The organism is Mesorhizobium sp. M4A.F.Ca.ET.090.04.2.1 (assembly GCF_003999085.1).
GTDB lineage: Bacteria > Pseudomonadota > Alphaproteobacteria > Rhizobiales > Rhizobiaceae > Mesorhizobium.
This window is the reverse complement of the sequence record NZ_RZOT01000113.1, coordinates 1-12,642: the sequence shown is the minus strand read 5'-3', so window position 1 is coordinate 12,642 and position 12,642 is coordinate 1. Positions and strand designations below refer to the sequence as shown.

Genomic DNA, 12,642 nt, shown 5'->3' with positions numbered 1-12,642 from the left:
GGGGGAGATGGCCGGCAGGCCAGAGGGGGGCGCCGTAGAGCACCGACATCAACCGGCCACCCTCATTTGCAGCTCGCGCGCCCCTTCCAGCCCAAGCGGCAGATGCGTCGCCGCCACGATGATCCCCCCATCCGCAAGATGCACCCGCATCAGTCCGCCAAACCTCTCCTCCGACGCCTTGTCCAACCCCGCCGTCGGCTCGTCGAGCAGCCAGATCGGCCGGTGGCTGACCAGGAGTTTTGCGATCGAGGCGCGCCGCCTTTGCCCGGTCGACAAATAGCCAAACGGCAGATGGCCGATGCCGCCGAGCCCGACGGTCGCCAGCGCCTCGTCCACGCTAAACGCCGGCTCACCGGAAAAGTCGCGCCAGAAGCGCAGATTCTCCGCCACGCTCAATGCCGTCTTCATCGCGTTTAGATGACCGAGATAGTGGCAGGCCGAGGCGACCGTGGGGAAGGCCTCGCCACCGCCTTCGACCCGGACCTGCCCTTCAGCAGTCCGCAGCAGTCCGGCGATGACCCTCAGCAGCGTCGACTTGCCGGCGCCGTTCGGGCCGGTGACGACAAGTGCCTCGCCCTTCTCGAGCGCAAAGCCGATGCCGGAAAAGACCGTCTCGCCGCCGCGCTCGCCGCCCAGATTTTCGGCGATCAGCCGCATCATTGCCCGTTCCGAAAGCACCGTTTCGCGGCCGTCGCCGCATCGCACAAATTTGCCTTTCGACTGTCTAGAACTATTCCAGGAAATTCTCTATATGCGGATCATCCGTGCCAGCGGTCGGCGCGGGAACAGAATTGGCGCCGAACCAGCGCACGCGCCGCCTTGAACGGCTCGGGTTGCTTGGGAGCGGACAGCGGAAATGGCCGTACCCGCACCTTTGCGCGTGATTGCATGCCATCGGCGTCCGTTCCCTTTCAGGCTGAACAGACAAGGACGGATCGCACGTGTCAAAATCCCTCGACAGTTTCAAATGCCGCCGCACCCTGACCGCGGGTGGCGCTGACTATGTCTATTTCGACCTTACCGAGGCCGAGAAGAACGGCCTCGCCGGCATTGCCCGGCTGCCCTATTCGATGAAGGTGCTGCTGGAGAATCTTCTGCGCAACGAGGACGGCCGCTCCGTCACCAAGGAGAGCATCCAGGCGGTGGCCGGCTGGCTGACCGACAAGGGCACCGCCGGCGTCGAGATCGCCTACCGTCCGGCCCGCGTTTTGATGCAGGATTTTACTGGCGTTCCGGCGGTGGTCGATTTGGCCGCCATGCGCGACGGCATCAAGGCGCTCGGCGGCGATCCGGAAAAGATCAACCCGCTGGTGCCGGTCGACCTCGTCATCGACCACTCCGTCATCGTCGACGAGTTCGGCACGCCGATGGCCTTCGCCCGCAATGTCGAGCTCGAGTATGAGCGCAACGAGGAGCGCTACAAGTTCCTGAAATGGGGCCAGCAGGCCTTCCGCAACTTCCGCGTCGTGCCGCCCGGCACCGGCATCTGCCACCAGGTCAACCTCGAATATCTTGGCCAGGTCGTCTGGACGAACAGCGAGGACGGCGAGACCACCGCCTATCCCGACACCTGCGTCGGTACCGATTCGCACACCACCATGATCAACGGCCTCGGCGTGCTCGGCTGGGGCGTCGGCGGCATCGAGGCCGAGGCGGCGATGCTTGGCCAGCCGGTTTCCATGCTCCTGCCCGAGGTCATCGGCTTCCGCCTCACCGGCAAGCTCAAGGAAGGCGTCACCGCCACCGACCTCGTGCTTACCGTCACCCAGATGCTGCGCAAGAAGGGCGTTGTCGGCAAGTTCGTCGAGTTCTTCGGCCCCGGCCTATCCAACATGACACTGGCCGACCGCGCCACCATCGGCAACATGGCGCCGGAATATGGCGCCACTTGCGGCTTCTTCCCGGTCGACAGCGAGACCATCCGGTATCTGACGATGTCCGGCCGCGAGGAAAGCCGCATCGCGCTGGTCGAGGCCTATTCGAAGGCGCAGGGCATGTGGCGCGACGCCGGCTCCGCCGACCCGGTCTTCACCGACCTGCTCGAGCTCGATCTCGGCGACGTCGTGCCGTCGATGGCAGGCCCGAAGCGCCCTGAGGGCCGCGTCGCGCTGGAAGGCATTCCGGCCGGCTTCGCCAAGGCGATGGAGACCGAGTACAAGAAGGCCGCCGAGATCTCCAAGCGCTACGCGGTCGAAGGCACCGACCACGATCTCGGCCATGGCGACGTCGTCATCGCCGCCATCACCTCGTGCACCAACACCTCGAACCCGAGCGTGCTGATCGGCGCCGGGCTGCTCGCCCGCAACGCCAACCGCGTCGGCCTGAAGCAGAAGCCGTGGGTGAAGACCTCGCTGGCGCCAGGCAGCCAGGTGGTCGCCGAATACCTGGAAAAATCCGGCCTGCAGCAGGAGCTCGACCAGATCGGCTTCAACCTGGTTGGCTTCGGCTGCACCACCTGCATTGGCAATTCCGGCCCGCTGCCGGCGCCGATCTCCAAGACAATCAATGACAAAGGCTTGATTGCTGCCGCGGTCTTGTCCGGCAACCGCAACTTCGAGGGCCGCGTCTCGCCGGACGTGCAGGCGAACTATCTCGCGTCGCCGCCGCTGGTCGTCGCCCATGCGTTGGCCGGCACGGTGACCAAGGACCTGACCACCGAGCCGCTCGGCGAAGGCAGCGACGGCAAACCGGTCTACCTCAAGGACATCTGGCCGAGCGCGGCCGAGATCCAGGAGTTCATCGAGAAGAACGTCACGCGCGAGCTGTTCGCCCGCAAATATGCCGACGTCTTCAAGGGCGACGAATACTGGCAGAAGGTCAAGGCGCCGGAAGGCCAGACCTATGCCTGGGACGACAGCTCGACCTATGTGCAGAACCCGCCCTACTTCGCCGGCATGACCTCGGGCTTCGGCAAGATCGGCGACATCAAGGGCGCGCGCGTGCTCGGCCTCTTCGGGGACAAGATCACCACCGACCACATCTCGCCGGCGGGCTCGATCAAGGCCGCCTCGCCGGCCGGCAAGTACCTGACCGAACATGGCGTCGGCGTCGCCGACTTCAACCAGTACGGCACGCGGCGCGGCAATCACGAGGTGATGATGCGCGGCACCTTCGCCAACATCCGCATCCGCAACCACATGCTGGGCGAGAACGGCCGCGAGGGCGGCTACACCATCCACTACCCCTCGAAGGAGGAGATGTCGATCTACGACGCCGCGATGGAGTACAAGAAGGAAGGCGTGCCGCTGGTCATCTTCGCCGGCGTCGAATACGGCAACGGCTCGTCGCGCGACTGGGCGGCCAAGGGAACGAACCTCCTTGGTGTCCGCGCGGTCATCGCTCAGTCCTTCGAGCGCATCCACCGCTCGAACCTGGTCGGCATGGGCGTCATCCCCTTCGTCTTCGAGGACGGCACCTCATGGGCTTCCCTCAACCTCAAGGGTGACGAGCTGGTCGAGATTGACGGGCTGGACGCCATCAAGCCGCGCCAGAAGATGGGCGCCAAGGTCACCTATGGCGATGGCACGGTGAAGAACGTGCCGATCATCTGCCGCATCGATACGCTGGATGAGCTCGACTACTTCAAGAACGGCGGCATCCTGCAATACGTGCTGCGCGATCTGGCAGCATAGTGAAAGGCAGTACGGGAGTAGGGGAATAGGGCAGAAGGTTAGGCCGTTTGCCCCAGCTTCACCCTATTCCCTGCTTCCTTGCTGCCGCACTCCCCTATTCCCCTGCCCTTCGGGGCGCCCTGACGCGCCACCGCCGCCAGCAGCACGCCCAACATCAGCCCGTTGAGGATGTGCCACAGGAAATGCGTGCCTAGCGGAAAGCTGGCGCAAACCAGTGGATCAGCCATCCGGCAGCCGACCGAGACGACGAAGATCGCCGAAGCCACCAGGATATAGCGGCCGGCGCCGCTGCCGCTGGCCGCCGTCCATACGCCAAAGACGGCAAGCGCCAGGAACGGCGGCAGGTAGCCGGTCGTGCCGTTCGAGGCCTGCCGCAGCCAGTCCGGCACCGCATAGGTCAACAGGCCGGCGGCGGCATAGAAGACGACGAAGGCGGCGATCGCCTTGCCCCACTCCAGACCGAGAAACCGGCGCAGGTTGAACAGCGTGAAAGCCAGCGTGAAGCCGGCGATGGGCAGCACGTCGGCCCAGATCGTGAACTTGACGGCGAAGGTGTGGAACAGCGTCGAGCCGATCCCGATCGCCACCACCCACCAGGCCAGAATCGCGGCGAACGTTCCGGTCCCATGCCGCCGCACTTCCCGCACGCCCCACAATCCAGCGGCAATAAAGGCAAGATTGGTCAAAGCATTGGCCGGCTCGGCCCAAAGTTCCGGCCCGGTCCGCTCGCAGTAAAGGTCGACGGGCGCCAAGAGAGTCTGCCACATGACGATGATGCGCCCTCCGAATCGAACCGCGGCGTGAAGTGCAGGCATCCTTCCTATTGCGGCCCTGCGCGTGCTTGCAACGGTGAAAATTTCACCGCAACGTGACTTCCCGTTGACCGGCGCTTCTGCCACATATTTTGGCAATCAGAACAAGGCCGGCGTCACCGGCGGGAATCGGAACGGCCATGGCATTTGCAAAACCCTCGCGGCTCGCGGCACTCGCGCTGGCGCTGTCGGCATGTGCCGGCACGGCGCTGGCAGGCGAGCTCGAAAAGCCCCAGGCCGACAAACCGCTAGGCGTGGTCGAGCTTTTCACCAGCCAGGGCTGCAGCTCCTGCCCGCCGGCCGATGAGTTCTTTGCCGAGCTTGCCGGCAAGCAGGACATCGTCGCGCTCGCCTATCACGTCAACTACTGGGACTATCTCGGCTGGCAGGACACGCTGAGCAACAAGGAAAACACCGACCGGCAGTATGACTATATGCGTGCCTTCGGCAGCCGCTCTGTCTACACGCCGCAAGCCGTGATCAACGGCCGCAGCCACGTCAACGGCGCCAGCCGCAAGGAAGTCGACGGCACGCTGGTGCGCCTCGACCGAACCGGCGAGGGCATGCGCGTCGGCGTGACGGTCAGCCACACCAGCGACCGCGTCATGATCGATGCCGGCGACGCCGGCAACGGCCCGAACGACGCCCATGTGGTGATCGTCTATTTCGAACCGCCGCAAACGATCAAGATCGGCCAGGGCGAGAACAGCGGGCGTCGCCTGACCTATTGGAACGCTGTCTCCGACATCCAGATCGCCGGCATGTGGCACGGCAAGGCGCAGCGCTACGAATTGCCGATGACCGAGATTTCCAAGAAGGCCGGCTGCGCGGTGCTGCTGCAGTCGGTCGGTAAGGATGGCATGCCCGGCCCGATCCTCGGCGCTGCGTTTATTCGCAAGCCCGACCGCCTTTGACCCCAGCCTTCGAGCAATAAAAAACCGGCGTCAGCTTGCTTCTGACGCCGGTCATTTAGGTTTTGGGATCGTCGCACCCGATTTTCCAACGGAAAACCGAGGTTGGTTCGATCCGACGCAGACCCGTGGGCGGGGGGCTTGGGGTTTACGAGCCGGTGCCGGACCGAACCGTCTCAGGCAACGCCGGTAAACTCGTCGGACATTGGGGCATGAGCGCGGATAAATTGTGGCGACAATGTGTCAGAGCATCACCAATTCCAACACGCGGTTCGCAAACGTGACTGGACGTTCCGGAAACAGCGCGGCTCCGGCATGCTTAGCCGGGTCTTGCAATTCCACGGCGAACGGGCCAACTTCTGAGGGCGAAGATTCATTCGAAGGATCGAGGCATGACCGATCGCGGTGGCAGTGGGACGGAGGATGGGGACGCATCCGCAATATTGATCCCGCTGCATGAGGCCCGACGCGAGCGCCTCGACCAGCCGGTGCGCTTCGACCGGCGAGAACTCGACCAGATCCTCAGGCTCTACGGACGCATGGTCGCCGCCAATGAATGGCGCGACTATGCCATTGACCATCTCTCCGACCGGGCCGTCTTTTCCGTCTTCCGCCGCGCCAGCGAGGTGCCGCTGTTCCAGATCGTCAAGGACCCGAAGCTGGCGCGCCGCCAGGGCGCATTCTCTGTCATCGCCGCCGGCGGCCGTATCCTGAAGCGCGGCCAGGAGCTCGGCCGCGTGCTCGGCGTCTTCGATCCCAAGCTGAAGGTTATCGAGGCCTGAGCTGGGAAGTCGAAGAGGAACTGGAGAACTGGAGAACTGGAGAACTGGAGAAATGAGGAACTGAAGAATTGAGGAATTGAGGAATTAGGGAAGAAGGCACTCAGGGCCTGATGTAACCGCCGTCTTCCTTTTGTTCTTCAGTTCTCCAATTCCCCGGTTCCTCATTTCCCCCTTAGTCCATCACGGAACCTCCGCTCCGGCCACGAATCCGGATCCGGCGAAAGTCCTGCCCCGCCATTCAGCGACAGTTGCATGAACACCGTGTCCAGCCAGCGTCCGTGCTTGTAGCCGGAGCCCTCGAGGCGGCCGGAATGGCGGAAGCCGAGCTTCTCGTGCAGCCGCACGGAGGCACTGTCGGCGTGGCCGTCGCCGATGACGGCGATGATCTGACGAAAGCCCGCCGCCTCGGCCGCCTCGATCAGCCCTTGCATCAGCAGACGCCCGACACCCTGGCCCTTGGCCTCGGGCGCGACATAGACCGAATCCTCGACAACGAAACGATAGGCAGGGCGTGGCCGGAACGGGCCGGCATAGGCATAGCCGAGCACGACGCCATCCCTTTCAGCCACCAGATAGGGGAAGCCGCCCGCCGCCAGGCTGTCGAATCGGCTGCCCATCTCGGCGCGGCTGGGCGGCTCCAGCTCATAGCTTGCGGTGCCATGCGTCACTGCATCGGCGTAAATTTCCGTGATTCGGTTGAGGTTTGCCGTCGTTGCGGCTCTGATCGCGATGCTGCTCATAATTTATGCAAACTGTTCATCTGCCTCCCATAACAGCAAAGGCTCGGACAAAAGAAAAGGGCGGCCGTTGGGCCGCCCTTCGTGAACTCAGTGGTCCAGTGCCGATCAGCGGCGGTCGCCCATGAACTGCAACAGGAACATGAACAGGTTGATGAAGTCGAGATAAAGCGTCAGCGCGCCCATGATGGCCTTGCGGCCGGCGACGTCGGTGGCGTCGCCCTCGAAATACATCTCCTTGATCTTCTGCGTGTCATAGGCGGTCAGGCCGGCGAAGATCAGCACGCCGATCGCCGAAACCGCGAACGACAGCGCCGAGGACTGCAGGAAGATATTGATCACCATGGCGACGATCAGGCCGAACAGCCCCATGATCAGGAACGAGCCGACTGCGGTCAGGTCGCGCTTGGTCGTATAGCCATAGAGCGACAGCGCGCCGAAGGCGGCGGCCGTGGCGAAGAAGGTCTGCGAGATGCTGGCCGTCGTGTAGACCAAAAAGATCGACGACAGCGACAGGCCGACGAGACCGGCATAGACCCAGAACGTGGTCTGCGCCGCCGAAACGCTCATCGACTGGACGCGGAACGACAGGAACAGCACGGCGGCGAGCGGGGCGAGAATGACCAGCCAGCGCAGCGGCGAGCCGAAGATGGCATAGCCGAACGAGGTCAGCATCTCGCCGCTCGGCAGCGTGGCGACCGCCGAGGCCGGGTCCGTGGTGGTGGCCAGCATGATCGTGCCGATAGCGGCAAGGCCTGTGATGAGCAGGCCAAGCCCCATCAGATTGTAGACCTTGATCATATAGGCGCGCAGGCCCTGGTCGATGTCGGCATCGACACGGGCGCCGGGCACGGCGCGCGTCTGGTAGTTGCGAATGGGATCAGCCATTGGAATTCCTCTGTTGCTTCTGCCCCGTCCGGTGTCAGGCCATTTCGGGCCCAGGCGCCGCTGGCAGGGGCTCCAGCATGCCTGCGCGGAATATGATGGTTCTTCGCGTCAAGGACAAGACCGTAACCGGCTGTAACGGTTCGTGAGAGGGCAAAAAGCTGCTTTGCCGGCCTTTATGCGGTCATTCTTACCAAGATTTAATCCGAGTCGGGCGGTGTCAGCGCGGCAAATCAGAGATTGCGCAGCACCGGCGCCGCCTTGTGGCCAAGCACCCGCCAGGTTCCGGCAAGGCCGATGCCGACCGTGACGAGCAGCGCAAACAGGATCGTCGCCACCGCCACTTCCGGCATGAAATGCGATGGCAGCGTCATGATATGCGCGACCACGAACCAGGCCGCCACTCCGCCAGCCGCCAGCGCGAAGACCGCGGTGGCAAGGCCGATCAGCACATACTCCAGCGAGAAGGCTGTGATCAGCGTCCTGCGCGTCGCACCCAGCGTCTTCAGCACCACCGCGTCATGGATGCGCGCCCGGTTGCCGGCGGCGAGCGCGCCGGCAAGCACCAGCACAGAAGCGATCAGCGCCACGCCGGCGGCGGCGCGGATCGCCGTGCCGAGCTGGCCCACCAGCCGGTTGACGATATCGAGCGCGTCCTTGACCCGGACCGTCGTCACCGAAGGGAACGCACGCGTCACCGCGTTGAGCAGCCGGGCATCGTCGGCGATGGTGGCGTCCTTGTCGGTCAGCGTCGCCAGCCAGCCATGCGGCGCGCCGGCGAAGGTGTTGGGCGAAAACACCATGACGAAGTTGATGCCCATCGTCTCCCATTCGACCTGGCGGAAATTGGCGATCCTGGCCGTCACGTTGCGTCCCAGCACATTGACGGTGACGGTGTCGCCGAGCTTCAGCCCGATCTGCCGTCCCTCCTCGGCCGAGAACGACACCAGCGGCTCGCCGGCATAGTCCTCCGGCCACCAGGTTCCTTGCGTCAGCGTCGCGTTGGCAGGCATCTTCGCATCATAGGTCAGGCCGCGGTCGCCGCGCAGCACCCACGCGCCCTCCGCCGGCACGCTCACCTTGCCGACGTCGACGCCGTTCAGTGCCATCACCCGCCCGCGCAGCATCGGCACCTTGGCCAGCGTCCCCCGCGGAGCCTCCTTGCCGATCAGCGCCGAGAACGCATCGACATCGCTGCTCTGGATATCGACGAAGAAGAAATTCGGCGCCCGTTCCGGCAGGCTGCCGGAGATCTGGCGCCTCAGATTGCCGTCGATCAGCGCCAGTGTCACCAAAAGCGTCAGCCCGAGGCCGAGCGACAGCACCACGGACGGCGTCAGGGCGCCCGGCCGGTGGATGTTGCCCAGCGCCAGCCTGAGCGCGACGGAACGGACACGCGGGCTCCTGCTGGCCGCCCACTGCACCAGCGCGCCGACCAGGCGCAGTACAAGGAAGGCAAAGACCGTGGCGCCGACGAAGATCGAGGCGATGCGGCGGTCGCCGGAAAACAGGATGGCCAGCGCCGCCAGGACGAGCGCGATGCCGACTGCCGCTGCCACATAAGGCAGGCGCGGAAAACCGCGGCTCTCAAAACCCATCTCGCGAAACAGCGCCGTTGCCGGCACGTCGCGGGCGCGCCCCAGTGGCAGCAGCGCGAAGGCCAGTGTCACCAGCAGGCCGAACAGCGCCGCCATGGCAAGCGCGCCGGGGTAGAAGCCGCCTTCCGCCGGCACCGGGATGACCGACTGCAGGGCTGCGCTCGCCGCGAACGGCATAGCGGCGCCGAGGATCAGCCCGGCGACGATGCCGAGGCCGGCGATCAGCAGGATCTGCACCAGATAGACGGTGAAGACGAAGCCACCCGAAGCGCCGAGGCTCTTGAAGGTGGCGATGACGCCGCGCTTGCCGTCGAGATAGGCGCGCACGGCGTTCGCCACGCCGACGCCGCCGACCACCAGCGCCGTCAGCCCGACCAGCGTCAAAAATTGCGAGAAGCGCTCGATATTGGAGGAGAGCGCCGGTGCCGCGTTGCTGCGCGTGCGGATCGACCAGCCAGCCTCCGGAAACGTCTTTGCCGCCTGGTCCTGGATCGCCTTGAGGTCGGTCTCGCTGGCGCCGGCGGGCAAGCGGATTTTGTAGGCGTTCTCGACCAGGCTGCCCGGCTGGACCAGGCCTGAGGCGGCAAGGCCTTCGGTCGATACCAGCAGCCGCGGCGCAAAGCCGAACCCGTCGGACACCGCATCCGGTTCGCCCACCAGCCGCGCGCGCAGCTCGAACGTCGCAGCGCCAAGCTTCACCCGGTCGCCAAGCTTGAGGTTCAGCCGGTCGAACAAAAGCTCGGGTGCCGCGGCGCCGAAGACGCCGGACCTCTCGGCGAACAGCGCCTCGCGCGGCAGCGCCGGCTCGGTCGCCAGCGCCCCGTAGAGCGGATAGGCCTCGTCGACCGCCTTGGCCTCGACCAGCGCCTGGTCCGAGCCGTCCTCCAGCCGCGCCATCGAGCGCATGCTGGCGCTGTGCGAAATCGTTCCCAGCCGATCAAGGAAGCCGCGCTCGGCCGGCGTCGTGCCGCGCTGGTTGAGTTGAAAGCGCAGGTCACCGCCAAGCAGCGTCTGGCCCTGGTTGGCGACCCCAGCGGTGATCGCCTGCGCCACCGAATTGACGCCGCCGATAGCGGCGACGCCGAGCGCGATGCAGGCGAGGAAGATGAGGAAGCCGGACAGGCCTCCGCGCATCTCGCGCAGCGAGAAGCGGACCGCGAGCTTCAACGTCCGCGACAGGGGCATCAGGCCGAAACCTTCAACGGTTTCGGCGCGTCCTCGATCCGTCCCGAGTGCATCGACACCTGGCGCGAACAGCGCGCCGCGAGTGCCGGATCATGCGTGACCAGCACCAGCGTCATGCCGCGCTCGGCAGCCTTCGCGAACAGAAGGTCGGCGATCTGCCGTCCCGTCGCCTGGTCGAGATTGCCGGTCGGCTCGTCGGCGATCAGGATGCGCGGCGAGGGCGCCAGCGCGCGGGCAATCGCAACGCGCTGCTGCTCGCCGCCCGACAGTTCGCCGGGATAATGGGTCACGCGGTCGCTGAGGCCGACCGCCGCCAGCTCGTGCGCGGCGACGCTGAACGGGTCGGCATGGCCGGCGAGCTCTAGGGGCACGGCGACGTTCTCGAGGGCCGTCATGTTGGGGATGAGGTGGAAGGACTGGAAGACGATGCCGATGTTTCGTCCCCGAAACGATGCAATCTGATCCTCGCTTTTGCCATCGAGCAATTCGCCGGCGATTCGGACCGTTCCCGAATCGACCCTTTCCAGGCCGGCCAGGACCATCAGCAGCGTCGACTTGCCGGAGCCCGATGGGCCGACGATGCCGGTCGCCTCGCCGGCGGCGACATCGAGGCTGACGCCCTTCAGCACATGCACGGAGGACGCGCCTTCACCGAGCGTCAGCGATACGTCTTTCAGCACGATGACGGCTTCTGTCACAATGAAAGCGTCCTATATGGATAGATGAGGGCTAAGCATCGGAGCCAAAGTGGAGACCGGGGGAATCCGATGCTCAACGAGGAACCCGGCTTCGCCTGAAGACCATTTCCGCTCATATGGGGCCTGCCGCATGGCTTTCAAACACACTCTTGCAGCAGCCTTCGTTGTTTTCGTAACGATCGGCGGCGCCATGTCGGCGGCAGGCGCCGAGACCTTCAGGATCGTCGGTTTCGGCGACAGCCTGATGGCGGGGTTCAACCTCGGGCCAGGCGAAGGTTTCACCGACAGGCTGCAGGCGGCGCTTCGCGCCAAGGGTCTTGACGTCAGCGTCGCCAATGCCGGTGTTTCCGGCGACACGTCGAGCGGCGGCCTGGCGCGGCTCGACTGGTCGGTGCCGGACGGCACGCGGCTCGTCATCCTCGAGCTCGGCGCCAACGACATGCTGCGCGGCGTCGCGCCCGCAATTCCTGAGAAGAACCTCGACGAGATGCTGGCAAAACTCAAGGCGCGCAAGATCGCCGTGCTCCTGGCCGGCATGCGCGCCGCCCCCAATCTCGGCACCGACTACCAGAATGCCTTCGACTCCATCTATCCGAAGCTCGCCGAAAAATACGGCGTTCCGCTCTATCCGTTCTTCCTTGACGGCGTCGCCGGCGTGCCCGCCCTGCAGCTCGAAGACGGCCTGCACCCCAACGCCAGCGGCGTCGACAGGATGGTCGAAGGCATACTGCCGACGGTGGAAAAGTCGATTGCCGCGGGTGGCGGCGGGTCGTGAGGCAGGAAAGTCACGCTTGCCGTTGGGGAAACCGCGAGGTCAACAAACCGCTTGCCCCGCTTGGATATCGATGATTCGCTAGGGGCGTGAGTTTCGATTCGAGGACAGGAGGCTTGCCATGCCGCGTCTTTTCACCGCCCTCGAAATTCCTCGTGACGCCGCTCTTTCGCTGTCCCTGCTCCGGGGCGGCCTGCCCGGAGCCCGCTGGATCGATGTCGAAAACTACCATCTGACGCTGCGCTTCATCGGCGATGTCGAGGGCCATGTCGCCGACGAGATCGCCAACGCGCTCGACCGCGTCCACCGCCCGTCCTTCCCGCTGACGCTCTCCGGTGTCGGTGCCTTCGGCCAGAAGAAGCCGCACGCGGTGTGGGCCGGCGTCGCCGCCTCGCCGGATCTGACTGCCCTGCAGGGCGAGATCGACCGCATCTGCCAGCGGCTCGGCCTGCCGGCCGATCCGCGCAAGTTCATGCCGCATGTGACGCTGGCACGGTTGCGCAATTCGAGCCCACTCGACGTGGCGCAATATCTTTCGGCGCGCGGTAATTTCTCGGCGCTGCCCTTCCGCGTCGGCCGCTTCGTTTTGATGTCGTCACGAGATTCAGTCGGCGGCGGTCCCTATATCGT

The 12,642-nt window shown here is 65.0% G+C and carries 11 protein-coding genes; 5 read left to right on the top strand and 6 right to left on the bottom strand.

From position 1 onward, the window contains the following. Positions 1 to 48: 48 nt before the first annotated feature. Entirely contained in the window at positions 49 to 657 is a 609-nt protein-coding gene (gene ccmA / locus EN781_RS10715) for a heme ABC exporter ATP-binding protein CcmA (protein ID WP_127399967.1), read from the bottom strand. A gap of 284 nt (positions 658 to 941) precedes the next feature. Here ccmA and acnA point away from each other — a divergent pair, with 284 nt between their 5' ends. Next, the gene (gene acnA, locus EN781_RS10710; RefSeq protein WP_126057432.1) at positions 942 to 3,632 is read left to right on the top strand and encodes an aconitate hydratase AcnA; all 2,691 of its coding nucleotides are present in this window, start codon (positions 942 to 944) and stop codon (positions 3,630 to 3,632) included. Between the two features lie 38 nt (positions 3,633 to 3,670). On the opposite strand, the gene EN781_RS10705 is transcribed toward acnA, so the two are convergent. Beyond that, entirely contained in the window at positions 3,671 to 4,399 is a 729-nt protein-coding gene (locus EN781_RS10705; protein WP_126057431.1) for a ceramidase domain-containing protein, read from the bottom strand. A gap of 185 nt (positions 4,400 to 4,584) precedes the next feature. Between EN781_RS10705 and EN781_RS10700 the strand changes: the two genes are divergently transcribed. Beyond that, complete coding sequence (locus EN781_RS10700) at positions 4,585 to 5,358, top strand: thioredoxin family protein (RefSeq protein WP_126057430.1); 774 nt, start codon at positions 4,585 to 4,587, stop codon at positions 5,356 to 5,358. A gap of 389 nt (positions 5,359 to 5,747) precedes the next feature. After that, positions 5,748 to 6,137, top strand: a complete 390-nt coding sequence (locus EN781_RS10695) for a DUF2794 domain-containing protein (protein WP_126057429.1) — start codon at positions 5,748 to 5,750, stop codon at positions 6,135 to 6,137. Between the two features lie 161 nt (positions 6,138 to 6,298). Here the strand turns inward: EN781_RS10695 and EN781_RS10690 are convergent, their stop codons facing one another. The 4 genes from EN781_RS10690 to EN781_RS10675 all read right to left on the bottom strand — a co-directional run bounded on the left by EN781_RS10690 (position 6,299) and on the right by EN781_RS10675 (position 11,240). Then, positions 6,299 to 6,877 carry a GNAT family N-acetyltransferase gene (locus EN781_RS10690; RefSeq protein WP_126057428.1) on the bottom strand — a complete coding sequence of 193 codons (579 nt, stop codon included), beginning with the start codon at positions 6,875 to 6,877 and terminating at the stop codon, positions 6,299 to 6,301. Between the two features lie 105 nt (positions 6,878 to 6,982). After that, positions 6,983 to 7,762 carry a Bax inhibitor-1/YccA family protein gene (locus EN781_RS10685; RefSeq protein ID WP_126057427.1) on the bottom strand — a complete coding sequence of 260 codons (780 nt, stop codon included), beginning with the start codon at positions 7,760 to 7,762 and terminating at the stop codon, positions 6,983 to 6,985. Positions 7,763 to 7,992: 230 nt separating this feature from the next. Further along, positions 7,993 to 10,542: an ABC transporter permease gene (locus tag EN781_RS10680; protein WP_126057426.1), complete on the bottom strand. Its 2,550-nt coding sequence runs from the start codon at positions 10,540 to 10,542 to the stop codon at positions 7,993 to 7,995. Further along, a complete protein-coding gene (locus tag EN781_RS10675) occupies positions 10,542 to 11,240 on the bottom strand; it encodes an ABC transporter ATP-binding protein (protein WP_126057425.1) in 699 nt (232 codons plus the stop codon). The genes EN781_RS10680 and EN781_RS10675 overlap by 1 nt, the downstream gene beginning before the upstream one ends. A gap of 130 nt (positions 11,241 to 11,370) precedes the next feature. Here EN781_RS10675 and EN781_RS10670 point away from each other — a divergent pair, with 130 nt between their 5' ends. Then, a complete protein-coding gene (locus EN781_RS10670) occupies positions 11,371 to 12,015 on the top strand; it encodes an arylesterase (protein ID WP_127399966.1) in 645 nt (214 codons plus the stop codon). Positions 12,016 to 12,133: 118 nt separating this feature from the next. Further along, positions 12,134 to 12,642: RNA 2',3'-cyclic phosphodiesterase (gene thpR, locus EN781_RS10665; RefSeq protein WP_127399965.1), on the top strand; the 509-nt coding region annotated here is incomplete at its 3' end.

Bases quoted from the DNA above. Each gene is read 5' to 3' on its own strand.
- EN781_RS10685 (WP_126057427.1), bottom strand. From the start codon at position 7,762: ATGGCTGATCCCATTCGCAACTACCAGACGCGCGCCGTGCCCGGCGCC.
- EN781_RS10700 (WP_126057430.1), top strand. From the start codon at position 4,585: ATGGCATTTGCAAAACCCTCGCGGCTCGCGGCACTCGCGCTGGCGCTG.
- EN781_RS10670 (WP_127399966.1), top strand. From the start codon at position 11,371: ATGGCTTTCAAACACACTCTTGCAGCAGCCTTCGTTGTTTTCGTAACG.
- EN781_RS10695 (WP_126057429.1), top strand. From the start codon at position 5,748: ATGACCGATCGCGGTGGCAGTGGGACGGAGGATGGGGACGCATCCGCA.
- EN781_RS10690 (WP_126057428.1), bottom strand. From the start codon at position 6,877: ATGAGCAGCATCGCGATCAGAGCCGCAACGACGGCAAACCTCAACCGA.
- EN781_RS10680 (WP_126057426.1), bottom strand. From the start codon at position 10,542: ATGCCCCTGTCGCGGACGTTGAAGCTCGCGGTCCGCTTCTCGCTGCGC.
- ccmA (WP_127399967.1), bottom strand. From the start codon at position 657: ATGCGGCTGATCGCCGAAAATCTGGGCGGCGAGCGCGGCGGCGAGACG.
- EN781_RS10705 (WP_126057431.1), bottom strand. From the start codon at position 4,399: ATGTGGCAGACTCTCTTGGCGCCCGTCGACCTTTACTGCGAGCGGACC.